26 protein-coding genes are annotated in these 22,876 nt (G+C 66.9%); 16 read left to right on the top strand and 10 right to left on the bottom strand.

The window, feature by feature from the left end:
• Positions 1-55 precede the first annotated feature (55 nt).
• Positions 56-388 (top strand): hypothetical protein, encoded by a 333-nt coding sequence (locus PWF70_RS17260; protein WP_280089270.1) that lies wholly within the window; start codon positions 56-58, stop codon positions 386-388.
• A 71-nt stretch (positions 389-459) separates the two neighbouring features.
• The gene (locus tag PWF70_RS17255) at positions 460-1,746 is read left to right on the top strand and encodes an MFS transporter (RefSeq protein WP_042375694.1); all 1,287 of its coding nucleotides are present in this window, start codon (positions 460-462) and stop codon (positions 1,744-1,746) included.
• On the opposite strand, the gene PWF70_RS17250 is transcribed toward PWF70_RS17255, so the two are convergent.
• Positions 1,727-2,329 (bottom strand): TetR/AcrR family transcriptional regulator, encoded by a 603-nt coding sequence (locus tag PWF70_RS17250; RefSeq protein WP_006357414.1) that lies wholly within the window; start codon positions 2,327-2,329, stop codon positions 1,727-1,729. The two genes, PWF70_RS17255 and PWF70_RS17250, sit on opposite strands and share 20 nt — an antisense overlap.
• Positions 2,330-2,508: 179 nt before the next feature.
• Here PWF70_RS17250 and PWF70_RS17245 point away from each other — a divergent pair, with 179 nt between their 5' ends.
• The 6 genes from PWF70_RS17245 to urtE all read left to right on the top strand — a co-directional run bounded on the left by PWF70_RS17245 (position 2,509) and on the right by urtE (position 8,796).
• The gene (locus tag PWF70_RS17245; RefSeq protein ID WP_006357415.1) at positions 2,509-3,555 is read left to right on the top strand and encodes an oxygenase MpaB family protein; all 1,047 of its coding nucleotides are present in this window, start codon (positions 2,509-2,511) and stop codon (positions 3,553-3,555) included.
• Positions 3,556-3,855: 300 nt separating this feature from the next.
• A complete protein-coding gene (gene urtA / locus PWF70_RS17240) occupies positions 3,856-5,139 on the top strand; it encodes an urea ABC transporter substrate-binding protein (RefSeq protein ID WP_035751107.1) in 1,284 nt (427 codons plus the stop codon).
• Between the two features lie 84 nt (positions 5,140-5,223).
• Positions 5,224-6,111: an urea ABC transporter permease subunit UrtB gene (urtB, locus tag PWF70_RS17235; RefSeq protein ID WP_006357417.1), complete on the top strand. Its 888-nt coding sequence runs from the start codon at positions 5,224-5,226 to the stop codon at positions 6,109-6,111.
• Entirely contained in the window at positions 6,108-7,220 is a 1,113-nt protein-coding gene (urtC, locus tag PWF70_RS17230) for an urea ABC transporter permease subunit UrtC (RefSeq protein WP_006357418.1), read from the top strand. Before urtB ends, urtC begins: the two co-directional genes overlap by 4 nt.
• A complete protein-coding gene (gene urtD, locus PWF70_RS17225) occupies positions 7,217-8,098 on the top strand; it encodes an urea ABC transporter ATP-binding protein UrtD (protein WP_006357419.1) in 882 nt (293 codons plus the stop codon). The genes urtC and urtD overlap by 4 nt, the downstream gene beginning before the upstream one ends.
• A 5-nt stretch (positions 8,099-8,103) precedes the next feature.
• Positions 8,104-8,796, top strand: a complete 693-nt coding sequence (gene urtE, locus PWF70_RS17220; protein ID WP_006357420.1) for an urea ABC transporter ATP-binding subunit UrtE — start codon at positions 8,104-8,106, stop codon at positions 8,794-8,796.
• A gap of 1 nt (position 8,797) precedes the next feature.
• Here the strand turns inward: urtE and PWF70_RS17215 are convergent, their stop codons facing one another.
• Positions 8,798-9,541 (bottom strand): hypothetical protein, encoded by a 744-nt coding sequence (locus tag PWF70_RS17215; RefSeq protein ID WP_035751111.1) that lies wholly within the window; start codon positions 9,539-9,541, stop codon positions 8,798-8,800.
• 65 nt (positions 9,542-9,606) lie between these two features.
• On the opposite strand from PWF70_RS17215, the gene PWF70_RS17210 reads away from it, so the two are divergent.
• Positions 9,607-9,786: a hypothetical protein gene (locus PWF70_RS17210; protein ID WP_035751114.1), complete on the top strand. Its 180-nt coding sequence runs from the start codon at positions 9,607-9,609 to the stop codon at positions 9,784-9,786.
• Positions 9,787-9,853: 67 nt separating this feature from the next.
• Entirely contained in the window at positions 9,854-10,276 is a 423-nt protein-coding gene (locus PWF70_RS17205; protein ID WP_035751115.1) for an Rv0313 family protein, read from the top strand.
• 122 nt (positions 10,277-10,398) lie between these two features.
• On the opposite strand, the gene PWF70_RS17200 is transcribed toward PWF70_RS17205, so the two are convergent.
• On the bottom strand, positions 10,399-10,734 hold the full coding sequence (locus tag PWF70_RS17200; RefSeq protein ID WP_035751117.1) for a transglycosylase family protein: 336 nt from the start codon (positions 10,732-10,734) through the stop codon (positions 10,399-10,401).
• A gap of 274 nt (positions 10,735-11,008) precedes the next feature.
• Positions 11,009-12,319 carry a cytochrome P450 gene (locus tag PWF70_RS17195; RefSeq protein WP_075863837.1) on the bottom strand — a complete coding sequence of 437 codons (1,311 nt, stop codon included), beginning with the start codon at positions 12,317-12,319 and terminating at the stop codon, positions 11,009-11,011.
• Positions 12,320-12,408: 89 nt separating this feature from the next.
• On the opposite strand from PWF70_RS17195, the gene PWF70_RS17190 reads away from it, so the two are divergent.
• A complete protein-coding gene (locus PWF70_RS17190) occupies positions 12,409-13,002 on the top strand; it encodes a TetR/AcrR family transcriptional regulator (RefSeq protein WP_035751122.1) in 594 nt (197 codons plus the stop codon).
• A 3-nt stretch (positions 13,003-13,005) separates the two neighbouring features.
• Here PWF70_RS17190 and PWF70_RS17185 read toward each other — a convergent pair whose 3' ends face one another.
• Entirely contained in the window at positions 13,006-14,091 is a 1,086-nt protein-coding gene (locus PWF70_RS17185; protein ID WP_006357427.1) for an NADH:flavin oxidoreductase/NADH oxidase, read from the bottom strand.
• Between the two features lie 56 nt (positions 14,092-14,147).
• On the opposite strand from PWF70_RS17185, the gene PWF70_RS17180 reads away from it, so the two are divergent.
• The 4 genes from PWF70_RS17180 (at position 14,148) to PWF70_RS17165 (ending at position 17,122) form a co-directional block, all read left to right on the top strand.
• The gene (locus PWF70_RS17180; RefSeq protein ID WP_230461820.1) at positions 14,148-14,666 is read left to right on the top strand and encodes an SdpI family protein; all 519 of its coding nucleotides are present in this window, start codon (positions 14,148-14,150) and stop codon (positions 14,664-14,666) included.
• A gap of 18 nt (positions 14,667-14,684) precedes the next feature.
• Positions 14,685-15,467: an enoyl-CoA hydratase-related protein gene (locus PWF70_RS17175; protein WP_006357429.1), complete on the top strand. Its 783-nt coding sequence runs from the start codon at positions 14,685-14,687 to the stop codon at positions 15,465-15,467.
• A 203-nt stretch (positions 15,468-15,670) separates the two neighbouring features.
• Positions 15,671-15,859, top strand: a complete 189-nt coding sequence (locus PWF70_RS17170) for a hypothetical protein (protein WP_231380820.1) — start codon at positions 15,671-15,673, stop codon at positions 15,857-15,859.
• A gap of 126 nt (positions 15,860-15,985) precedes the next feature.
• Positions 15,986-17,122, top strand: coding sequence for a 3-ketosteroid-9-alpha-monooxygenase, oxygenase component (locus tag PWF70_RS17165; protein ID WP_006357431.1), 1,137 nt, complete (start codon positions 15,986-15,988; stop codon positions 17,120-17,122).
• A gap of 60 nt (positions 17,123-17,182) precedes the next feature.
• On the opposite strand, the gene PWF70_RS17160 is transcribed toward PWF70_RS17165, so the two are convergent.
• Entirely contained in the window at positions 17,183-17,794 is a 612-nt protein-coding gene (locus tag PWF70_RS17160) for a TetR/AcrR family transcriptional regulator (protein WP_035751127.1), read from the bottom strand.
• 107 nt (positions 17,795-17,901) lie between these two features.
• Between PWF70_RS17160 and PWF70_RS17155 the strand changes: the two genes are divergently transcribed.
• Entirely contained in the window at positions 17,902-18,654 is a 753-nt protein-coding gene (locus tag PWF70_RS17155; RefSeq protein WP_035751129.1) for an SDR family NAD(P)-dependent oxidoreductase, read from the top strand.
• A 13-nt stretch (positions 18,655-18,667) separates the two neighbouring features.
• Here PWF70_RS17155 and PWF70_RS17150 read toward each other — a convergent pair whose 3' ends face one another.
• The 4 genes from PWF70_RS17150 to PWF70_RS17135 all read right to left on the bottom strand — a co-directional run bounded on the left by PWF70_RS17150 (position 18,668) and on the right by PWF70_RS17135 (position 22,656).
• Entirely contained in the window at positions 18,668-19,420 is a 753-nt protein-coding gene (locus PWF70_RS17150) for an IclR family transcriptional regulator (RefSeq protein ID WP_035751131.1), read from the bottom strand.
• A 262-nt stretch (positions 19,421-19,682) separates the two neighbouring features.
• Positions 19,683-20,357 carry an IclR family transcriptional regulator gene (locus PWF70_RS17145; RefSeq protein WP_006357435.1) on the bottom strand — a complete coding sequence of 225 codons (675 nt, stop codon included), beginning with the start codon at positions 20,355-20,357 and terminating at the stop codon, positions 19,683-19,685.
• Positions 20,358-20,539: 182 nt separating this feature from the next.
• Positions 20,540-21,454 (bottom strand): biphenyl-2,3-diol 1,2-dioxygenase, encoded by a 915-nt coding sequence (bphC, locus tag PWF70_RS17140; RefSeq protein ID WP_035751133.1) that lies wholly within the window; start codon positions 21,452-21,454, stop codon positions 20,540-20,542.
• Positions 21,455-21,483: 29 nt separating this feature from the next.
• Entirely contained in the window at positions 21,484-22,656 is a 1,173-nt protein-coding gene (locus PWF70_RS17135) for an acyl-CoA dehydrogenase family protein (protein WP_006357437.1), read from the bottom strand.
• Positions 22,657-22,876: the final 220 nt, after the last annotated feature.

The raw sequence follows: 22,876 nt of genomic DNA, 5'->3' as shown, positions 1-22,876 counted from the left end.
CTACTCACCGGGGTTGGGGGTTTCGTGCGCAGGTCGGCATGGGTATGCCATCGGCATGAACGACGTACAGAATCCCACCGACCGCGGGCGACAGGACGTCGAGAAGAGGTGGCAGGACACCGGCAGTTACCGGTCCGCAGCCCTCTACGTGGCCGCCGTCGTCGGAGTCGGAGCCATCGCGTGTGCGATCTTCCTCGCTGTCGATCGCACGAACATCGTCCTCGCATCCCTGGTTCCCGGCGTATTCGTCCTCGGTGGTCTCGGCGCGCTGGTCATCGCCTACCGCACCTACCGCCGCGGCGGAACCTGGCCGATGTGGCAGGGCGCCGCGTGGTTCCTCTTCGCGTTGATGCTGGTGACTCTCTCGTTCCCGTCCATGGCGGGTTGACCGCGCCGGAGTCGCTGAGAAGGGTCTGACCGCGACGACCCCGTCCTCGTGACTGCGGCATGATGTCTGCCATGTCGACCCCGTCGCGCACCGGCACGCTCGCCGTCGGCACCATGGTCCTGCTCACGGCGCTCTACTTCGCGCAGGGCCTGCCGTACGGGTTCTTCAGCCAGGCGGTGCCTGTCATCCTGCGCGAGGAGGGATACTCCCTCACGCAGATCAGCGTGTACGGGCTGCTCTTCGCGCCGTGGGGACTCAAGTTCCTCTGGGCGCCGTATGTCGACCGGTACGGAACCCGACGCCGCTGGCTCCTCGCGATGCAGCTGACCTCCGCGACGGTCGCCCTCGTCCTGGCCTGCATCGATCTCTCCGGGACGCTGGTCTGGCTCCTCGTCGGCATCGCCGTCATCAACCTGGCGTCGGCGACCCAGGACATCGCCACCGACGGGCTGGCCGTACAGACCCTCGGACCCCGACAACGCGGTCTCGGCAACGGGATTCAGGTGGGCGCTTACCGGGTCGGCATGATCGTCGGCGGCGGTGGGCTGCTGTGGCTGTTCTCGCTCGCCGGATGGCGGAGCCTCTTCGTCGCGATGTCGATCCTGCTCGTCGCTCTCACAGTGCCGGTCTGGTTCCTTGCCCGCACACCCGCGGACGCGACGACAACGTCGACCGCACAGGCGCATGTCTCGCGGATGACGCCGTCACTGCTCCTCACCGGTTGGCTCGCCCGGCTACGACGCCCCGGCGTTGTGGTGTTCATCCTGGTCGTCGGGGCCTACAAGTTCGGCAACTCGATGGGTTCGGCCCTCGTCGGCCCCTTCATGTCCGACATCGGCCTGAGCCTGGGACAGATCGCCCTCGTCGAAGGGGCGTTGTCGTCGGCGGGTGCGCTCGCCGGCGCGGCCCTCGGCGGGTGGCTGGCGTTCCGCTACGGACGGCGTCAGGCCTTGTTGTTCGGCGGTGTCACCCAAACTCTCAGTCTGGCTTTGTATCTGGTGGCCGCATCCGGCGTCGGCGGGTTCTGGCTCGTGGTGAGTGCGAGCCTGGCCGAACACATTCTCGGTGGGGCGGCGACCGTCGCGGTGTTCACGCTCATGATGGACGCGTGTGAGAAGGGATACGAGGGCAGCGACTACACGCTGTTCGCCTGCACGGTCGTCGGCGTCCAGGGCGCGGCCGGGTTCGCGGCGGGCGTCGTCGGTGATCTGTTCGGCTTCCCGACCCTGTTCGGGACGGCCCTGGTGCTCTCGGGTATCGGCGTCGTCGTCATGATCCGCGCGCTCGATCGCGGTATGGGACCGGAGTCGATCCAGGCTCTTGCGCGCACTGGGTCGATCAGCGACGACCGGGGATGAGCGTGGCCAGGGCCTCGTCGACGACCCGTTCGAGATCGTCCCCGAGGCTCCCGGCGAGGAACTGTTGGGCGAGCTCGGCCATGGCGCCGGTGAAGACGGCCGCCCGCACCCGACCGGTGAGCGGATCGGTCTCCCGGGCGTCGGCCTCGGCGAAGGAGAGTTCGAAGAGCATGTTCTGAGTCGCGGCACGCCGCTGCGCGAGCACCGGATTGGTCCGTCCCTCGGTGAACAGGATGCGGCCGCGACGCGGGTCCTCGGACGCGTGACCGAGGACCGCGAGCATGCCGGCGCGGGTGCGTGCTCGGACCGAGTGACCTGCGGTGGTCATGGCGGCTTCGACCACTGCGCCCAGCTCGGCGGCAGTGGCATCGTAGACGGCGCCGAGTAGCTCGTCGGTGTCGGCGAAGCTCTCGTAGAAGTAGCGGGTGTTGAACCCGCAGTGTCGGCACACCGACCGCACCGACAACTCGGTCTCGGGTCCGCTGCCGCCGAAGATGTCGAGAGCCGCGGCGATCAGGATTGCTCGACGCTCGGCGCGGCGGTCCTCCAGGGGGACGCCGGCCCATCGGGTCGGACTCGACATCGTTTCACCATAGACGGGCTGACCCGGCACGGAGCAAGGTCTGGTCACGTGTGTACCCAAAGCGTTAAAGTGGGTACAACCGTGACCACATGACGACCGTGCCCATGTGGCGTCGTCGTATCGGTGGTCCGGGTCGGGGATGACCCGCTCCGGACGTCGGTATCGAGAAAGGACGATCGATGAACGTTCCCTTGGCGCCCCTACGGCTGCCGTCGACGGAATGGGTCCCGCTGGACCTGCCGCACGAGATGCTGGGATCGTGGCTCAACGGCAAGTTCGACGAGAACGTCCGCGCGAAGTTCTTCCGCGGGATGGAATTCGAGAACCCGGCCGGTGACCCCGGGTGGTTCGGACCGGACAGCGCCACCTGGTACGTCCACTCGCACACGCCTGCGCTGATCTTCGGACTGCAGAGCGCGTCGTACATCGAGCGCCTCGACCCCAGCATCTTCTGGATGGGCATGCATCACTCCCGTCTGGTCCGGCGACGTGAGGACGGCACCGCGACCACCGCCATCGATCCGGACGGTGCGATGACCCGCCTCGGGCACTCGCTCGCGTTCTTCATGGGGACCGCCTACGGATCGACGGAAACCGCTGAGCGACTCGCCCGTACCGTGCGGGCGATGCACCATACGATCAAGGGGGTCCGGCCCGACGGCGCCGCCTACGACGCCGACGATCCCGAGTGGTTGCGATGGAACTACGCGACGGTCGTATGGGGTATCGCCACGGCACACGAGATCTACCACCCGCGACCTCTGCGCGGAGCCGAACTCGACAGGTACTACGGGGAATTCGTGCGCGTGGGTCATGCGCTCGGCGGAACCGGCCTGCCCACCACCAAGGCCGACACCCTGGAATGTCTCGAGTCGTACCTGCCCCGGCTGGCCCTGACGCACGGCAACGCGATGGCCACGGGCGCCAATCTGCGGAATCGTGCTCAGGCGGCGGTGGATTGGGCGATCCGGGACATCCAGCCGCGCTGGGCCCAGCAACTCATCTCCTACCGGCCGCCGAACCCGGTCGAACGGCGCGCCCGCCGATCCGCCGTGTGGACCATCATCAACTCGGCCCATCTGTCGATGGGGGAGGCGCCGGAGTTCGCCGCCGCCAAGCGCCGCGTCGCCGGCGGCACCGACGTGCCCCATACCTTGCCCCGGTACGAACTCGGCTCCGATCCCGAGCTCAGTCGCACGGAGGTTGAAGCCGCTTTCTCCCACTAGGTCGTCGACTCGAAGGGCGGCGCATCCTAACGGATGTGTCGCCCTTTGTCGTCGAAAAAGCCATTCCCGCAACAAGATTCGCCAGTGTGAATCCGGCGTGAGCCTATCTGAAGCGGAAACAGGGAATTCATCTCACGTCACGCCGGTGTAACAAAGCCTAAATACGTTTACCCGACATACGCGAGATCGCTAACCAAGTAGCGGCGCGTATCTCATCGGGGGGTCGAGGTGCGGAGTTGCACCTGCTATCTGTCATGGCCCGCCTGAGCCGACCTGAGACGTATTGAGAAAGGCCTTCGGATGCCGTTTGATTCATTGCCGTCCGCCGTCACCCCCACACGCCGTAGGCGGTACGGAATCCTCATCCCGGCGGCGCTGTCCGCCGTCGCACTCGCGCTGAGCGCCTGTGGCAGCTCGGCCAGTGAGGACGCGGCTTCGGGCGCCGAGTCGTGCGTCGACACCTCGGGCGACACCATCAAGGTCGGTTCACTGAACTCGCTGTCGGGCACGATGGCGATCTCCGAGGTCACCGTGCGGGACTCGATCAAGCTGGCCGTCGACCAGATCAACGACAACGGCGGCGTGCTGGGCAAGCAGATCCAGCTCATCGGCGAGGACGGCGCCTCCGAGCCCACCATCTTCGCCGAGAAGGCTGAGAAGCTGATCTCGGCGGACTGTGTTGCAGCGGTGTTCGGCGGCTGGACGTCGTCGAGCCGCAAGGCGATGCTGCCGGTCTTCGAGGACAACAACTCCCTGCTGTACTACCCGGTGCAGTACGAGGGCCTCGAGTCGTCGAAGAACATCTTCTACACCGGTGCCACCACCAACCAGCAGATCGTGCCGGCCCTGGAGTACCTGAAGGAGAAGGGCGTCAAGTCCCTCTACCTCGTCGGCAGCGACTACGTCTTCCCGCAGACGGCCAACCGCATCATCAAGGCCTACGCCGCGGCGAACGGCATCGAGATCAAGGGTGAGGACTACACCCCGCTCGGCTCGACGGACTTCTCGACCATCGTCAACAAGGTCCGCACCGCCGACGCCGACGCCGTGTTCAACACCCTCAACGGCGACTCCAACGTGGCCTTCTTCCGCGAGTACAAGAACGTCGGTCTGACCCCGCAGGCGATGCCGGTCGTGTCGGTCTCGATCGCCGAGGAAGAGGTCGGCGGCATCGGTGTCGAGAACATCGAGGGGCAGTTGGTCGCGTGGGACTACTACCAGACCGTCGACAACCCGGCGAACAAGTCCTTCGTCGAGGACTACAAGGCCGCCTACGGCGCCAACAAGCCCACCTCCGATCCCATGGAGGCGGCCTACGTCTCGGTCTACCTGTGGAAGAACACGGTCGAGAAGGCGAACTCGTTCGCGGTTGCCGATGTCCAGAAGGCCGCCGGCGGAGTCACTTTCGAGGCTCCCGAGGGCCTGGTGACCATCGACGGCGAGAACAACCACATCACCAAGACCGCTCGTATCGGTGAGATCCGCGGTGACGGACTCATCTACTCGGTGTGGGATTCGGGCCAGCCGATCGAGCCGGACCCCTACCTCAAGTCCTACCCGTGGGCCGAGGGCCTGAGCAGCTGACGCGTCGTGCCCCGTCTCGCGCCCGTGCGCGGGGCGGGGCACACCCGTTGTTCTCACCGACACCCATGACGAACGGATGGTGACGTGGAAACCGTTATCGGACAGCTCTTCACCGGGCTGAGTCTCGGCTCGATTCTGCTCCTGGCAGCACTCGGTCTGTCCCTGACCTTCGGTCAGATGGGCGTGATCAACATGGCTCACGGGTCGTTCATCATGGCCGGCTCGTACACCGCGTACTCGGTGCAGGAATATCTGATCTCGAACGCCGGCGTGTCCCTGATCGTCTCGCTCGTCATCGGCTTCGGAGTCGGTGGCCTCATGGGTGTGCTGCTCGAGGTCACCCTCATCAAACGCATGTACGACCGTCCGCTCGACACCCTGCTGGTGACCTTCGGCGTCGGCCTGATCCTGCAGCAGCTCGCGCGCGACATCTTCGGTGCGCCCGCGGTCCGCGTGACCGCGCCGCCGTGGCTGTCCGGTGGCGTCGACATCCTCGGAGCGGTTGTTCCCAAGACCCGCCTGTTCATCATGCTGCTGGCCGTCATCGCGGTGGTGGCGATCGCCGTCACCATGAAGTACACCCCGATGGGGCGTCGTATCCGCGCGGTCGTCCAGCACCGTGATCTGGCAGAGACCAGCGGGATCTCCAGCCGGACAACCGACATCACCACCTTCTTCATCGGTTCCGGGCTCGCCGGTGTCGCCGGTGTGGCGCTGACCCTCATCGGTTCCACCAGCTCCAACACCGGTATGACGTATCTGATCGACGCCTTCCTGGTGGTCGTCATCGGCGGTCTGGGCCAGATCAAGGGCGCGGTCATCGCGGCGGTCGCCCTCGGCATCCTGAACTCGTTCATCGAATACAACACGACCGCATCGGTGGCCAAGGTCGCCGTGTTCGTGATCATCGTGATCTTCCTGCAGATCCGCCCCCAGGGCCTGTTCACGGTCCAGTCGAGGAGTCTCGTGTGAAGGACTATTTCAGCGGTCACTGGAAAACCTACGCGGGGTTCGCCGTCGCGGCGGTGCTCCTGTTCGGCGTCGCACCTTCGGTGCTCTCCGACTTCCGACTCAACCTGCTCGGCAAGTTCCTGTGCTTCGGTATCGTCGCGGTCGGCATCGGTCTGGCCTGGGGTCGCGGCGGCATGCTGACCCTCGGTCAGGGTGTGTACTTCGGTCTCGGCGCCTACATCATGGCGATGCACCTGAAGATCGCCGACGCCGAGATCCGCGGCGACGACGTACCGGACTTCATGCAGATCGCCGGTATCCGCGAACTCCCCGGATACTGGAAGCCGTTCGCCTCACCACTGGTGACGATCCTCGGAATCCTCGTCGTGCCCACCCTGATCGCGGTCCTGTTGGGCCTGGGTGTGTTCAAGCGGAAGGTCAAGGGAGCCTACTTCGCGATCCTGTCCCAGGCGCTCGCTGCCGCCTTCGCGATCCTGCTCATCGGACAGCAGAGCACCGGCGGCAGCAATGGCCTCAACCGATTCCGAAGCTTCTTCGGTCTCGCCCTGAACGACCCGGTGAACCGTCACCTGCTGTTCTACATCGCCTCCGCCGCCCTGCTCGTCGTCGTCGCGATCACCCGGCAGCTGATGTACAGCCGCTACGGAGAACTGCTCGTCGCCGTGCGCGACCAGGAGGAGCGCGTCCGCTTCCTGGGCTACGACCCGGCCAACGTCAAGGTCGTCGCCTACGCGATCGCCGCCCTGTTCGCAAGCATCGCCGGCGCCCTGTTCGTGCCGATCGTGGGCATCATCTCGCCCGCCGACGTCGGCATCGTGCCGTCCATCGCCTTCCTGATCGGCGTCGCGATCGGCGGCCGCACAACACTTCTCGGACCGGTTCTCGGCGCCATCGCGGTGGCCTGGGCGCAGACCAGCCTGTCGGAGAACTTCCCGTCCGGATGGACCTACGCGCAGGGCATCCTGTTCATCGTCGTCGTCGGCTTCTTCCCGGCCGGACTCGCCGGGATCGGCGCCGCGCTCAAGTGGCGCCGGAAGAAGTCGGCCGATCCGTCGCCCACCGGTGACATCGACGAACACACCGACAGCAAGGTAGGAGCCTCCTCATGAGCGGATCCGACACGGTGGGCACGGTCGAACCGGTCGCCGGTGGCAACGCCGGGATGGACAGCGACTACCTTCAGGTGCGCGGACTGTCCGTCGAGTTCGACGGATTCAAGGCCGTCACCGACGTGGATCTCACACTGCTGCAGGGTGATCTGCGGTTCCTGATCGGTCCGAACGGCGCCGGGAAGACCACCATCATCGACGCGATCACCGGTCTGGTGAAGGCCACCGGGTCGATCCAGAAGTCGGGTGTGGAACTCGTCGGCAAGAAGGTGCACCAGATCGCGCGCCTCGGTGTCGGCCGAACCTTCCAGACCGCCAGCGTCTTCGAGGAACTGAGCGTGCTGCAGAACCTCGACATCGCTGCCGGCGCGGGCCGATCGGTGTGGACCATGCTGCGCCGTAGACCCACCGAGATCCCCGAGCCGATCGCCGAGGCCCTCGAGACCATCGGCCTGCAGGACCTGCGTGACACCCCGGCCGGCGTCCTCGCGCACGGTCAGAAGCAGTGGCTGGAGATCGGCATGCTGCTGGTGCAGAACGCCTCGGTGTTGCTGCTCGACGAACCGGTCGCCGGTATGAGCCACGAGGAACGAGAGGAGACCGGAAACCTGTTGCGCCGGATCGGCGGTGAGCGGACCGTGGTCGTCGTCGAACACGACATGGACTTCATGCGGGCGTTCGCAACGTCGGTGACGGTCCTCGCCCGCGGTCAGGTGCTGGCCGAGGGCAGCGTCGCCGAGGTGCAGGCCAATCCGAAGGTCCAGGAGGTGTACCTCGGAACCGCCGCCGGCGGTGAGGAACTCGAGGAGATCGCCGCCGGATCCGACGGACCCGAGGCCGGGGACGTCCCCGCCGTGTCGACCGAGAAGAAGGGCTGAGCCGGATGCTGAAACTCTCCGGGGTGCACGCCGGATACGGCCGCACCGAGGTCATCCACGACGTCGACATCGAGGTCCCGTCCGACGGCGTGGTCGCCGTGCTGGGGCACAACGGCGCCGGGAAGACGACGCTGCTCCGGGCCGCCGTCGGACTGGTGAAGACCACCAAGGGCTCCATCACGTTCGACGGCGTCGACATCACCAAGGCCCGTCCGAGCGCGCGGGTCAAGCACGGCATCGCCTATGTCCCGCAGGGGCAGCAGAGCTTCGGCCACCTCACCACCGCGGAGAACCTGCAGGTGGTGGCCGACGGCCGCAAGCGCGGCAAGGAACTCATCGCCGAGATGCTGGACATGTTCCCGGCGCTGGAGGAACTGCTCGGGCGGCGCGCGGGCCTGCTGTCGGGTGGTCAGCGTCAGCAGCTCGCGATCGCGCGGGCCCTCATCACCGAGCCGCGGATGCTCATTCTCGACGAACCGACCGAGGGCATCCAACCGTCGGTGGTCGCCGAGATCGAGCAGACCATCACCACCCTCACCCGGCGGGGCGGACTCGGCGTTCTCCTCGTCGAACAGCACATCGGATTCGCTCTCGAAGCGGCACAACAGTATTACGTCCTCGAGAGTGGCCGGGTCACCTCGTCGGGCGAGGGCGGTACGGCTGCCGAGGCCACCGTTCGCGAGGCCATGACCATCTGACCTACCGGAGATGGACCGCGATCTCCGGTCCGAGGGTGTGCGGGGCGTGGAGGGGGAGGCGGTCGCCGCTCCAGAACCGGCCGGGGTCGAACCAGTTGGAGTCCTTGGTGGTGTCGAGGATGCTCATGTCGCGGTAGGTGATCGCGACCACTTCGGCGCAGTACGCCGCCTCGAGGCTCACCGGATTCGACGGCGAGACCTCGTGCTGCCGTTGCTCACGACGCTCCCGGACCTTTCGGTCGAGATAGGGGATTCCGCGCACCAGATCGGTGGAGTTGGGGACGCGACCACGGAACCACCGACCGGCCAGGCGTGCGGTGGTCGGGAACGGGGTGCCGTCGAGGCGTGCGATCACCTTGAGCAGCTCATCCTCCTGCGCCCGGCTGACTTCCGGACTCAGCTGACGAATCCAGCACGCTTGCTCGTATCGGACCATCCACTGCTCGACGGCCTCGCGCGCATCGTGCAGTTGGACCCCGCGGTGATTCGACCCGGTCCAGACGTCGGTCAGTTTGTCGCCGAGCTCGGCATGCCACAGCAGCGGCGGCAGATCGTCGATGCACACCGCCATGGCCACATGGTTGACCGGCGCATTGGTGAGTGTGCGGATGGCTCGGTCGGGGCCCGACTGGCCACGGAACAACCAGACGTCGCCGGTGCGGGTGGCCTCGAGCGCGGTGGTCAGGGAGACACCGCCGGACTCCCCGGCGAGATCGGCGCGGCGCGGTCTTCTGCTGGTGGGCATCCCCGAAGACTAGAGCGTGCGGGTGAAGACGGCCATCGGCCGCGGATGCGACTTATCCTGCCTCCATGAGGAATCTGTGGAAGTGGCTCGGGCTCGCCGGCGCCGTCGGGGTGGCCACCGGCGGTGTGCTGATCGCACGAGACCAACGCCAGCGCAAGGCCTACTCGGCCGACGATGTCCGCGAGCGACTGCATCAGCGTCTGGCGGAGGTCGACACTGCTGGTGGCGAGGACGAACGAACCTGAGGACACTGGTTGGCACGGTCGGCCCCCACGGCCGGCCGGGCAAGCCGAACCACAGATAGGGAACACCATGACCGACAACAGCGGATTCGGCGGAGGACCGTTCAACTTCGGCCCCGAGGACTTCGACCGCTTCGCACGCGAGGCGGGCGAGGGGCTGCGCGACGTGTTCGGCAAGCTCTTCGAGGGTCAGGCAGCGCCGGGAGCATTCTCCATGTTCTTCGATGAGGCGGCCCGGGGTCGCACTCGGACGCAGCCGCGGCCGGAGACGGCCGGTGAGACCGGGTCGGGTGTCTGGGCCGTGTTCGTCGTCGACGAGGACGGCGGCGCCCGTGTCGAGCAGGTGTATGCCACCGAACTAGACGCGCTTCGCGCCAACAAGAACAACACCGACCCGCGTCGCAAGGTGCGGTTCCTGCCGTACGGCATCGCGGTCAGTGCTCTCGACGAGGCGCTCGACGGGGAGCCGGGCGAGGACGAGAAGTCGGACTGAGAGGCTTCTCGGAGACGAATGAGGCCGGTGAGTCCGAGTGGACTCACCGGCCTCATGCCGTACGAAGCACGGCTCGTGCTTCTGGTGATGCAGTCACGGCACCTCAGGCGCCGGCGCTGCTATCAGAGGTTTGCGCCGCAGGTCGGCCACGCACCGGGGCCCTGGGTGGCAAGGACGTTCTCCGCGACGCGGATCTGCTCCTCGCGCGAGGCGTTCGCCGGGTTGCCGGAGCCGCCGTTGGCCTCCCAGGTGCTCTGCGAGAACTGCAGACCGCCGTAGTAGCCGTTGCCGGTGTTGATGCTCCAGTCGCCACCGCTCTCGCACTGGGCGACAGCGTCCCAGTTGCCGGAGGCGGCCGAGGCGTTGGAAGCCAGCATGCCGAGGGGGGCTGCGGTGAGGGCGCCGACGATGGCGGCGCGGGCGGCGAGCTTGGTCATGTGGGTCTTGCTGATACGCATGGTCTTCGTTCCTCCTGATCACCACCCGGGGTTGGCAAGGTGGTTGATTTCGGACGGGGCCGACCCTACGTGCTTGGTAACGGTCAGGTCACGTCAGGGTCGTGACCTGCAAGATTTCGGTAACGCATGGATAACGCCGTTAGCTTTGGGGTAAAACCCCAGCGCATCGCGGCATTCCGCGAGCGGACGCGAACCCGAGTGTTCGGACGTGTTCGATGACGAAGGTCACACCCTGGTAGTGGTGTGGACCACTTGCTTGCGAGGTCTCGCGAGACTATCGGCGCCGTCGGACGGCAATGCGTCCACCGCGTGCGGGCGCATAGGCGACGCCCCGGGAGAACCACCGCTCGGCACGGGCGTCGGTGGGAAGCAGTTCGAAGTCGCTCAGGATCGTCCGGAGCGCCACGTCCATCTCCATCGTCGCGAAAGCGGCACCGATGCAGCGTCGGGTGCCGCCGCCGAACGGCAACCACGCCGGTGACGGCGCGGTGCCCAGGAAGCGGGTCGGATCGAACCGCTCGGGATCGGTGAACTCGCGGCTGTCGTCGTGGAGCAGAGCGATGGAGACCATGACGTTGTATCCGCGAGGTATGCGCCATTCGCCGAGTTCGAGTTGGTCGGCGACGACGTAGCGGGCGGCGAAGTCGATGACCGGGCGGCTGCGCTGGGTCTCGAGGATGGTCGCGTGCCGGTACTCGGTGCCGCCTTCATCGACCTCGGCGACAAGTCGTCCCAGGACTTCAGGGTGGCGACGCAGGCGCTCGAACGCCCAGGCGAGCGTCGTTCCGGTCGTCTCGTGTCCGGCGGCGAGCATGGTCATCAGCTCGTCGCCGATCTCGTCGTCGCCCATCGACGCGCCGTCGTCGTAGCGGCTGCGCAGCATCAGGGCGAGGATGTCGTCGCGTTCCTCGAGTCGGGGGTCGTTGCGTGACCTGGTGATCAGGTCGCCGAGGAGTGCCTTGCCTTCCGCGCGCATGCGCTCGTACCGATGGTTGGGGTCGACAGCGCGCAGCACGCGGGGCAGGTTGGGGACGGTTGCGGCGCGGGAACCGACGGTGACCATCGGCGGGATGATGCGCCGCAAGTTCTCCAGATCTTCGCCGACAGCGCCGAACACCGCGCGGAGGATCACGTTGAGGGTGATCCGCATCATCGGTTCCATCGAGGCGAACTCGGTCTCGACCGGCCACGTGGAGGTCTCGGCCCGGACCTCCTCCTCCACGATCTGTTCATACGTCTTCATCCGCTTGCCGTGCAGCGGCGGGGTCAGCAGCTTGCGGCGTGCCCGGTGCTCCCGTCCCTCGAGGGAGAAGATCGACCCGGCTCCGAGGATGCGGCCCAGGTTGGGTTGGATGTTGATGACCTTGTCGCCGGCGGTGAACAGCTCGCGGGCGAGTGAGGCGTCGGAGATCACCACGGCCCGCCCGAAGACCGGGAGGTGCACGGTGAAGGCTGTGCCGTGCCGAGCGTGGAGGTGGCCGAAGAACAGTCGTCTAGAGGTAATCGCCGCCAGTCCCTGCATCGCCGAGGGGACGCGCGTGGCGGGCGGCAGATGCGGGTCACTGCGCAGGACGGATGTACTCATCGGCTCGAGGCCTCCCAGGTCTGGTACGTCGGCGTACCGGCGACGGTACGCGTGGGTACCGGGGAGGGCAAGAGGCATATGCTCGCTACGTGGAATTGTGGCCGAACGGTGCGACGTCGACGAGGGAGCGACTCCTCGCGGCGATGCTCGAGTGCATCACCGAATCCGGTTACCGCGAGACCACCATCGCCGACGTCGTTCGCGTGGCCCAGACGTCGCGACGCACCTTCTATCAGGAGTTCGCCGACAAGCAGGACTGCTTTTTCGAGCTGCTGCGGGAGACCAACCGGTTCATGATCGCGCGGATCGCGGAGGGCGTGGATCCCGAGGGGAGCCCGGAAGCGCAAGTGCGACAAGCGGTCACGGCCTACGCCACCACCAGTGACCGATACCCGGGACTCATGCTCTCGTGGATTCGCGAACTACCCGCGCTGGGCGGAGCCGCTGCACAGGTGAAGAACGAGGCGATGGATGACTGGGTCGACCTCTTCGTCGGACTCACCTCCACGCCCACGCTGGCCGCGGCCGGGGTGAAGCCGATCAGCCGGCAGCGCGCGGTGTTCCTGTGGGGCGGGGTGCGCGAACTGACGGCGAGTGCCGTCGAATCCGGATCACCGCTGAGCGACATCATCGAACCGGCAACGGCCGCTTGTTTCGCGCTCATGGGGCCCGCCCCGAGCTGACGATCAGCGCCAGGCACCCCGCAGATACTGCGGCGGGTAGGGCGCTTCGTCGCGGGAGAGGCCGAGTTCGTGTGCGGCGCGCTGCGGCCAGGACGGTTCGCGCAGGGCGACGCGTCCGAAGAGGACGGCTGTGATGTCGGCGTCGCCGGCGACTTTCTCGGCCTGATCGGGCTCGACGATCAATCCGACCGCCGCGGTCGGGACTCCGGAGTCCCGGTGGATGGAGCGGGCCAGGTCGACCTGGTAGCCGGGGCCGACCGGGATGTCGGCGAGCACATTGCCGCCCGAGGAGACGTCGATGAGGTCGACGCCGCGTGCGCCGAGGATCTCGGCGAGCCGGGAGGACTCGGCGACGCCCCAGCCACCGTCGCGCCACTCCGTACCGGAGAGACGGATGAACAGCGGCTTCGACTCGGGCCATACGGCCCGCACGGCCTCGACGACCTCGAGCACGATGCGGGTGCGGCCGGCGAAGTCGCCGCCGTAGGCGTCTGTGCGGGTGTTGGAGAACGGCGACAGGAACTGGTGCAGCAGATATCCGTGCGCTGCGTGGATCTCGACCACGTCGAACCCTGCCTCGTCGGCGCGACGAGCCGCCTGGGCGAAGGCGTCGACGACCTCGGCGATCTGCTCGGTGGAGAGGGCGACCGGATCGGCGTATCCCTCGAACGGCACGTCGGACGGGCCGACGGTCGTCCAGCCCCCGTCGTCGAGGGGGATGCTTCCGGACCGTTCGTCGAACGGCGAGTACGTCGACGCCTTGCGGCCCGCGTGGGCGATCTGGGTGCCGATGGTTGCGCCCTGTGAGTGCACGAAGTCGACGGTCCGCTTCCAGGCCTGCGCCTGGTCGTCGTTCCACAGTCCGGCGTCTTCGGGGCTGATCCGACCTTCAGGGACGACCGCGACGGCTTCGGTGAGGATCAGCCCGAAACCGCCGGCGGCGCGGGCGCCGAGGTGGGCGAGATGCCAATCGGTCGGGATTCCGTCGCCGGCGAAGCAGCTGTACTGGCACATCGGCGCGAGCCAGATCCGGTTGGGGATCTCGACATCGCGGAGCGTGATCGGTTCGAAGAGTGCGGTACTGGTCACGATTAGGGTCAACCGCCTCGACTCCAGGCTATTCCCCGGGCGGTAGGTTGAATTCCATGACGCAGCCCTCGCGAGATGCGCGCCGCATGCTCCTGCCTCTGTCGATGGTGGTGTTCGCCGCGGTGTGGACCGGAGTCGCCGTGCTCGGTTCCGACGAGATGGCCGGGCACATCGGCCTGGACGGTGAGGTCACCCGCTGGGACTCGAAGTGGGGGCTCCTGAGCGGTCTCGGTCTCATCGCGGTGCTGGTCGCGGTGCTCTTCGGTCGCGCCGAGCGGATTCTGTCGCGCATCCCGGCCCGCGCAGTCAACTTCCCGAGCCGGCGGCGCAAGGCGTACTGGATGGAAGGTTCGAATCGGGACGAGTTCAATCGCCGGATGGGCGAGGACCTGGCGTTGATGGGCGGCGCGACACTGCTGATGATGGCCTGGCTGCTCGCGGCGTCGGCGATCATCGGCAGCGGCGACAGCGCGTCGTGGACCTTGGCGATACCGGTCCTGACCTACCTGGTGGCCGTGCTCGGTTACACCGTCCACATCAGCGTCGGGTCGCGGTACGCGATCCCCGGCCACTGACACCGAAGGAGCCCGACGATGAGCGAGACGACAGACGCGGTGTCGGTGGAGGTCGACGCGCCGCTCGGGGTGATCACCCTGCGCGCGGCTCGGCGCCGGAACCCGTTGTCCACCACCACGATGAAGGCCGTCACGGCCGGACTCCGCCGATTCGACGAGGACTCGGACGTGCGGGTCATCGTGATCCGTGCGGAAGGTCCGGCCTTCTCGGCCGGGCACGACCTCGGTGAACTCGTCGACCGCACACTCGACGACGAACGCGCCGTTTTCGACACCTGCGCCGAGCTGATGCGAACCGTCCACGAGGTGCGCCAGCCGGTGATCGCGGAGGTCGCGGGCATGGCCTTCGCCGCCGGATGCCAGCTCGTCGCGACGTGCGATCTCGCGGTCGCCGGTCGCAGCGCGAAGTTCTCGACCCCGGGCGTACGGATCGGCCTGTTCTGCTCGACGCCGATGGTCGCGCTGACACGGGCCGTCGGCCGCAAGCGCGCCATGCACATGCTGCTGACCGGGGAGGCGATCGACGCCGAGACCGCTGCCGATTGGGGGCTGCTCAGCGGCGTCGTCGACGATGCAGATCTCACCACGACGGTCCGGGAGCTGGCGCTGCAGATCGCCGGCTCGAGCGCGCGTACGGTGTCGATCGGCAAGCAGGCCTTCTACAAGCAGATCGAGCTCGACGAGGCGTCGGCCTACGTGGAGATGGCGGAGACGATGGCGGCCAATGCGATGACGTGCGATGCGCAGGAAGGGATGTCGGCGTTCCTCGCCAAGCGTGCACCGGTGTGGACCGACAGCTGATCCCTCCGCTCCTGTTCCGCTGAGCTGAAATCGTGTGGTGCCCGACACATCCCGGTTCTTAGTCTTTCCTCATCCGAGGAAGGGATGGACCAATGCAGCCGCTCGTCTGTCAGACCTGCGACGCCCGCGTGTCAGTCGCGAAATACAGTCCTGCTCACACGAGCATCCAGTGGACCGCCGACGCCAAGCAGTCCTGTCATGAGATGGCGTCCGCGTCCGCCGTCGGGAACGCGAACTGCGGTTACGTTCTGCGCTGTGCGGCATTGGATCGCAGCATCGACCATGCGGTGACGCGCGGGGACATCCCGATGTCGACGAGGTCGGAGCCCCGTGTCCGTCCGCTGTCCGCCGGCGATGTCGTCGCCGGGTCCGCGGCCGTCGTGCCCTCCTGACCGTCGCGAAAACCTCATCCGCTCAGTCATTCTCATCGATCGCTTCGGGCATCACTCCCAGCTCGAGGCGATTTCTCGACGATTTCAGCCCCGTCAGTTCCAGCCCCTACACCCATTGGAGACATCATGACCGTCGAACAAGAAAGAATCGAGATCCGCAGCATCGACACCGGCACCAATCCGACGCGTTTCGCGCGCGGGTGGCACTGCATCGGGTTGGCGAAGGATTTCCGGGACGGCAAGCCCCATCAGGTCCAGGTCTTCGGTACCGATTTGGTCGTCTTCGCCGACTCGACGGGCGAACTCCATGTGCTCGACGCGTTCTGCCGGCACATGGGTGGCAATCTCGCCCGGGGCGAGATCAAGGGCGACACCATCGCCTGCCCGTTCCACGACTGGCGGTGGAACGGCAAGGGCCGCTGCGAATCCGTGCCCTATGCGCACCGGACGCCCAAGGTCGCACGCACCAAGGCGTGGACGACCATGGAGCGCAACGGCGTTCTGCTGGTGTGGCATTGCCCGCAGGGGACCGAACCCACCCCGGAACTCGCGATCCCGGAGATCGAGGGCTACGAGGACGGTGAGTGGAGCGACTGGACCTGGACGACGATCCACGTCGAGGGTTCACACTGCCGTGAGATCGTGGACAACGTCGTCGACATGGCGCACTTCTTCTACGTGCACTACCAGATGCCGGAGTTCTTCAAGAACGTCTTCGACGGTCACATCGCCGGCCAGCACATGCGCTCGTACGGACGCGACGACATCAAGACCGGTGTTCAGATGGATCTGCCGGAGGCACAGACCATCTCGGATGCCTTCTACTATGGCCCGTCGTTCATGCTCGACACCATCTACACCGTCGCCGACGGCACGACCATCGAATCCAAGCTGATCAACTGCCACTACCCGGTCACCACGAACTCGTTCGTCCTGCAGTTCGGCACGATCGTGAAGAAGATCGAGGGCATGTCCGACGAGCAGGCCGCCGAGATGGCGACGATGTTCACCGACGGTCTCGAGGAGCAGTTCGCGCAGGACATCGAGATCTGGAAACACAAGTCCCGCATCGAGAATCCGCTGCTGACCGAAGAAGACGGCCCGGTCTACCAGCTGCGTCGCTGGTACAGCCAGTTCTACGTCGACGTCGAGGAGGTCACCCCCGATATGACCCAGCGGTTCGAGTTCGAGGTCGACACCAGCCGTGCACTCCAGAACTGGCACAAGGAAGTGGAAGAGAACCTGGCTGCTCCCAAGGAATGACAGTCTTCCCCTCGGCCCGATCTGGACAAGGTCGGGCCGAGGGGGCACCAGGTTTCACCCCTACGTGCCGAGATCGCCCGTCGCGCTCGCGGCGGGGTTCCGCATGCCGCTCACGAAGACCGTGATGATGGTGCGTGCCAGGTCTGCCAGGGTGTTCTCCGGCGTCGGGCGGAACCATCGCGAGGCGTGCCAGACCGCGTCGTAGATCAGCTCTTGGAAGACCCTCTGGTCGATGTCGGTGCGGAACTCGCCGAGGTCGACCCCTTCTGCGATCGCCTCCCGCCAGGCGATCTCCATCAGATCCGCGGTCGCCGTCATGTCGGCTTCCACGACCCGCTCGCGCATGTAATCGCCTTCGCGCCGCCAGATCGAGGTGGCGCCGTCGTACTGCTCGTTGGTCTCCAATGCGATCTCGGCGAGTGCCACGAGCCGCTCGACGGGCGCGAGACGGCGTGCCAGCACGTCCTCGCATCGGCTCGAGAGGTCGAGGATGTACTCCCGCATGATCTCGGTGACGATGGCTTCCTTGGACGGGAAGTAGTGGTACAGAGCGCCCGAGTGCACTCCCACCGCATCCGCGATCTCTCGGATCGTGGTGGCGGACACGCCTTTACGTGCGAAGATCGCCGCCGAGCGGTCGAGTATCAGCTTTCTGCGTTGCTGCGGATCCACAAATCCCCACCCCTGCCAGGTTCGGGCACCGTCCGTGCCGTGCACGGAGATTGTGCCACATTCATTGATCAAACGATCAATGAACCGTCTCGGAATGAGGAGTACACATGGTTCTCGATGATCGCGTCGCGCTCGTGACCGGCGCCGGCCAGGGCATCGGCCGGGGAATCGCCCTCGCGTTGGCCGCCGCAGGTGCGACAGTAGCCGTCGTCGGTCGTACGCCGGGCACGATCGAGTCAGTGGCCGGGGAGATCGTCGCCCGTGGCGGCAGCGCCGCACCGTTCACCTGCGACGTCACCGACGAGAGTGCGGTCTCAGCGCTCGTGGCCGCGGTGGCCGGGGAGTTCGGCGGTGTCGACGTGCTGGTCAACAACGCGCAGACGCCGGCGCCGGGGACCCTCCTCGAAATCGACGAGGCCACCTACCGGGCCGCCCTCGACTCGGGCCCGACGGCCACCTGGCGACTGATGCGCGACTGTCACCGGTACCTCCGCGGGGGTGGCGCCGTCGTCAATCTCGGTTCCGCCGCGGGTATCCGGTGGAATCCGTCGGGCACCGGCGCCTACGCTGCCGCGAAAGAGGCGGTGAGGGTGCTGACCCGAACCGCGGCCTGCGAGTGGGCGGCCGACGGTATCCGTGTCAATGCGATTCTCCCGCTGGCGAACTCGCAGACGATGGAGCAGTGGGCGCAGTTCGATCCGGAGGGTGCCGCAGAGTACCTGCAGACGGTCCCGCTGGGGCGTCTCGGTGATCCGGAGACCGACATCGGCCCGGCCGTGGTGTTCCTCTGCAGCGACGCCGCCCGGTACATCACCGGCCACACGCTCGCCGTCGACGGCGGGCAGGCGCTGGTTCGCTGAGGCCGGCCCCGGCTCAGCCCGCGCGCCGGACGGAACCGTTGTCGGACAGGGCCTGCCAGATCGCGTTCGCCGTCGCTCGGACAGGGGTTGCCAGAAGTGCGCCGTCGACCGTCTCCACCGGGCCGGTGACCGCGATCGCGCCGGCGCAGCTGCGCAGGTCGCCGATCGGTGCGGCCACACATGCCACGCCGAGGACGGCCTCGTCGCGCTCATAGGCTGTGCGGCGCTGACGTACGACGGCCATCTCGTTTCGCCGACGCGCCTCCTCGGCCGCCGAGGTCAGGACCTCGACTGTCGGCCTGCGACGCGCGGAACCGTTGTCGCAGAAGGCGAGCAGCGTCTTGCCCAGCGCCGTGCGTCCGGCGGGCTGCAGGCCCCCGATGTGCGTCGGCAGGGCGATGGGGCCGTATCCGACCTTGTCCAGGATTCGGACGTCGTTGCCCTCGAGCACGCCGAGGTGGACGACGAGTCCGGTGGTCGCATACAGCTCGTGCAGGAACGGATGCGCGATCTCCTGGAGTCCTGAACGCCGTCGGGCCAGCGCGCCCCACTCGAACAGTGACCGGCCGAGCGTGTAGGTCTGTCCGTGCCGTTCGACCCACCCCAGGTCGACGAGCTGGGAAAGGAGTCGATGCGCCGAGGATCGGGGGAGGTCCGTTCGATTCGACAGCTGTGAGAGTGTCAGCTCGCCGCCATCGCGGAACTCCTCGAGCAGGACCGCCGCACGGTCGATGACGGCGGGGGAGAAATCGTCACTGTTGCGCATGTGAACCTCCAGCGGGGCAGGCCGGGCGGTGGCCTGAGGGCGCTCGGTGGGGGCGCCCGGGGGACGGTCAGAGATCGATCGGGGCTCATTGATCAAGCGATCAATCAATAGGGAAAAGATAGCAGGACTGTGACGTGTGTCAAAGCCGTTTGCGCGAAAACGTCGAATCACAGCCGCGATGTGCATGGTGACCCGGTGGCGGGCTGTGGCAGCACGAACCGCCCGGCGGCCTGATAGGCCGTCGGGCGAGGCGGGGTGTTCGCTAGGAGAGTGAGTGCACCACGGCGCTCACGCCCCGGCGGAGCTCCTCGTCGGCGCTCGGATGGATGCGGGCGGCCGGGAAGGTCAGCGAGATCACCGCGACGCCCCCCGTGGACTCATGCGTCGCGCCCTGGCCGGCTACGTCGAATGTCGCTGCGAGACAGCGGATGTGTTCGCCGCTGTCGAGGGTGCGGTGGATGTCGTGGAACTGTGTCGGACCGCCGGCCTCATGCCGCGTCAGTGCCGCCCCCTCGGCCGTCTCACCCCGGCCGCGACGCTGGCCGACACGAGTGTCCAGGTTGGCGGCCGCCCACCGTCCGCCGATCTTCTCCAGCAACAGGACATCCTCGCTCGCGGCGACGGCCACGTGAACCGCGCCCCGTGTCCGACGGTAGAGCTGGTAGGCGACGGGCTGCGCCGCTTGGTGGACGCGGTCGTGTACCTGGGCGATCGAGCCCAACTCGGCCATCTTGGGGCCGAGGAGGTAGGTCGTGCCCTCGCGACGGATCCAGCCCACGGCCACCAGTTGCGTCAGCATCCGATGCGTGGTCGAGCGCGGAAAGCCGGTGCGTTCGGCGAGCTCGGTCAGCGTGAGACCTTCGCGATGCCGGAACGGCTCGAGCAGGAGGAGTGCGCGTCCGAGGACGGAGGGGGTCTGGCCGACTGGGGTGGTCACGATGCCTCCGACTATCAGCCCAGGTTCTCGGCCCGCGCTGATTGATTGATCGATCATTCAATGCGATGCTATCGCGCCCGGCGCGCGCAGGGAAGACGCTCGGGGACAAAAACGACGGAGCACCGCGACGACGTCGTCGCGGTGCTCCTCTGTGTGGCCGAGAGGCCGAGTGGTCGGGATGCTCAGCCCTCGCCGACCGGGATGAACGCCTTCAACGGCTCCGAGCCGCTCTGATCATGGCCCCAGTAGGCGTCGGCGGTGATCTCCTCGGAGGTGTAGTGCCGCTCGTCGACGAGCATTCCCTCCGTGCCGAACTCCAGGTCCCAGCCGCCGGGGGCCCGGACATAGAATGAGATCATCTTGTCGTTGGTGTGCCGGCCCAGCGTCGACGAGATCGAGAACTTCTGCTGGTTCACCCGGTCGAGTGCCTGACCGACCGCGTCGAGGGTGTCCACCTCGGTCATCAGGTGCACCAGGCCGGGCTCCTCGGTCGGCGGGGCCGGGCACAGCGCGAGGCTGTGGTGCCGCTCGTTGATGCCGAGGAAGCGGACGCGGGCCAGGCCCTCTTCGTCGAGCCTGATGGAGCCGCGCGGCAGGAAGCCGAGCACCTGGGTGTAGAAGTCGTACGACTCGGCGAACTGGGCGCTCGGGAGCACCACGTGTCCCAGTCCGAGGCCGCCGGTGACCCAGCGTCCGCCGAAGGGCGTCACGACGGGGCTGTGGTCGAGCACCGGACCGTAGAAGACCTCGAGCCGGGTTCCGGCCGGATCGTCGAAGGCGATGGCGCCCTCGGCGTCGATGTAGCCGGCTTCCTTGCGGGACATCACCGTGACGGCGACGCCGGCGGCCTCCACTGCCTGACGGACGCGTTCGAGTGCGAACTCGTCACGCACCTCCCAGCCGACGGCCAGTGCCTTGTCGGAATCGCCGGGCAGTACGGCGATCCGCGAACGACGCTCGTCGATCCGCGCGTACAGTGCGTCGGCTTCGGGGCCGCTGCCCACGGCCATGCCCAGGCCGTCGATCAGCAGCTCGCGCCAGCGCGAGACATCGGTGCTCTGGACTCGCAGGAAGCCGAGTCCGCGTAGTTCTGTCATCGTTGTCATCCTCGAGAAGTGTTGTCGGGTCAGATCATCGCGCGGTAGGCGCCCTGCGGGTCGCCACCGAGTTGGGTGAGGGCGGCCGAGTGGTAGATCAGTCCGGGGACGTGGATCGCGTGGGTCAGGCCGACGTGCGCGTCACGCCAGAAGCGCTGCATCGGGGTGTTGAGATGAGCCGCTGCGCCGCCGGCGCGGGCGAAGATCTCGTCCATCGCCCTGGTTGCGCGCCACGCGGCCGACACCTGCGTCCGGCGCCCCTCGGCCCGCTCGGCGAAGCTGATCTCCACGCCCTTCTCGGTCTTGTCCCAGAACCGGTCGACCATCTCCAGCAGGGAGACCCGCGACGCGGAGATCTCCGCTGCGGCCTCACTGATGGCGAACAGGACGTAGGGGTCCTCCTTGATCGGGATGCCGCTGACCTGGACGCGCTCCTTCTGGGCCGCGACGTAGCAGGCGAGTGCGCCCTCGGTCATGCCGATGAGTGCGGAGGTGATGCCCAGCGGGAAGATGTAGGAGAACGGGAACTTGTAGAGGGTCTCGTCACGTCCGGCGTGCTTCCAGCCCTGACCGCTCAGGACGATTTCCGCGTCGATGGTGCGGTAGGTGGGGATGAAGGCGTCCTTGACGATCAGGTCCTTGGAGCCGGTGCCGCGGAGTCCCACGACATTCCAGCTGTCGGCGTCGATCTCGTAGTCCGAACGCGGCAGCACGACGTGGAGGATCTGACCGGTGCGGTTGCCGTCCTTGTCGCCCACCGCGGCACCGATCATGACCCAGCCGCAGTGGTCGGTGCCCGAGGAGAAGGACCAGCGACCGTTGAGGACGTAGCCGCCGTCGGTCGGCACGGCCACACCCATCGGTGCGTACGGGGAGGCCATCCACATGTCGTTGTCGGCGCCCCAGATCTCGTTCTGCGCCTTGTCGTCGAAGGCGGCGAGTGCCCACGGGTGGACGCCGACGATGCCGGCGACCCAGCCGGTCGCGCCGTCGAGTGCCGCTGTGGCCATGACGGTCTCGGCGAACTCGCGAGGGTGCGATTCGAAGCCGCCGTACTCCTTCGGCTGCAACATCCGGATGACCCCCGAGTCGCGCAGGCTCTTCGCCGACGCATCGGTCAGACGCATCAGCGTCTCGCCCTCAGCGGCATCCGCGCGGATCTCGTCCGCGTGCTGCATGATTCTGTCCAATACCTGGCCCATGATGTGACCCTTCCTCGGGACGGCCTCGAGACGGCCGGAGACTTCCGTGTTCTTCCGAACGCACCCGCCTGGTCGGTGCAGGTGTGATGCGTCCTACATTCGCAGTGAGTGTGCGCTCGGCGCACGGGAGTTTCAGTTGAACGGGACAGCGGTGGTGGCCTCGGCCGGGTAGGCGGTAGGAAAGTGGTTGAACGGCCACCGCTTCCGACACCACAGGTCG

The sequence above is a fragment of the Gordonia sp. Swx-4 genome, from assembly GCF_030316175.1.
Lineage (GTDB): Bacteria > Actinomycetota > Actinomycetes > Mycobacteriales > Mycobacteriaceae > Gordonia > Gordonia alkanivorans.
Note: the sequence above shows the minus strand (reverse complement) of the source record. Positions and strands in the feature narration are given on the sequence as shown.

Bases quoted from the DNA above. Each gene is read 5' to 3' on its own strand.
- PWF70_RS17260 (WP_280089270.1), top strand. From the start codon at position 56: ATGAACGACGTACAGAATCCCACCGACCGCGGGCGACAGGACGTCGAG.
- PWF70_RS17255 (WP_042375694.1), top strand. From the start codon at position 460: ATGTCGACCCCGTCGCGCACCGGCACGCTCGCCGTCGGCACCATGGTC.
- PWF70_RS17250 (WP_006357414.1), bottom strand. From the start codon at position 2,329: ATGTCGAGTCCGACCCGATGGGCCGGCGTCCCCCTGGAGGACCGCCGC.
- PWF70_RS17245 (WP_006357415.1), top strand. From the start codon at position 2,509: ATGAACGTTCCCTTGGCGCCCCTACGGCTGCCGTCGACGGAATGGGTC.
- urtA (WP_035751107.1), top strand. From the start codon at position 3,856: ATGCCGTTTGATTCATTGCCGTCCGCCGTCACCCCCACACGCCGTAGG.
- urtD (WP_006357419.1), top strand. From the start codon at position 7,217: ATGAGCGGATCCGACACGGTGGGCACGGTCGAACCGGTCGCCGGTGGC.
- urtE (WP_006357420.1), top strand. From the start codon at position 8,104: ATGCTGAAACTCTCCGGGGTGCACGCCGGATACGGCCGCACCGAGGTC.
- PWF70_RS17215 (WP_035751111.1), bottom strand. From the start codon at position 9,541: ATGCCCACCAGCAGAAGACCGCGCCGCGCCGATCTCGCCGGGGAGTCC.
- PWF70_RS17210 (WP_035751114.1), top strand. From the start codon at position 9,607: ATGAGGAATCTGTGGAAGTGGCTCGGGCTCGCCGGCGCCGTCGGGGTG.
- PWF70_RS17205 (WP_035751115.1), top strand. From the start codon at position 9,854: ATGACCGACAACAGCGGATTCGGCGGAGGACCGTTCAACTTCGGCCCC.
- PWF70_RS17200 (WP_035751117.1), bottom strand. From the start codon at position 10,734: ATGCGTATCAGCAAGACCCACATGACCAAGCTCGCCGCCCGCGCCGCC.
- PWF70_RS17195 (WP_075863837.1), bottom strand. From the start codon at position 12,319: ATGAGTACATCCGTCCTGCGCAGTGACCCGCATCTGCCGCCCGCCACG.
- PWF70_RS17180 (WP_230461820.1), top strand. From the start codon at position 14,148: ATGACGCAGCCCTCGCGAGATGCGCGCCGCATGCTCCTGCCTCTGTCG.
- PWF70_RS17175 (WP_006357429.1), top strand. From the start codon at position 14,685: ATGAGCGAGACGACAGACGCGGTGTCGGTGGAGGTCGACGCGCCGCTC.
- PWF70_RS17170 (WP_231380820.1), top strand. From the start codon at position 15,671: ATGGCGTCCGCGTCCGCCGTCGGGAACGCGAACTGCGGTTACGTTCTG.
- PWF70_RS17165 (WP_006357431.1), top strand. From the start codon at position 15,986: ATGACCGTCGAACAAGAAAGAATCGAGATCCGCAGCATCGACACCGGC.
- PWF70_RS17155 (WP_035751129.1), top strand. From the start codon at position 17,902: ATGGTTCTCGATGATCGCGTCGCGCTCGTGACCGGCGCCGGCCAGGGC.
- PWF70_RS17150 (WP_035751131.1), bottom strand. From the start codon at position 19,420: ATGCGCAACAGTGACGATTTCTCCCCCGCCGTCATCGACCGTGCGGCG.
- bphC (WP_035751133.1), bottom strand. From the start codon at position 21,454: ATGACAGAACTACGCGGACTCGGCTTCCTGCGAGTCCAGAGCACCGAT.
- PWF70_RS17135 (WP_006357437.1), bottom strand. From the start codon at position 22,656: ATGGGCCAGGTATTGGACAGAATCATGCAGCACGCGGACGAGATCCGC.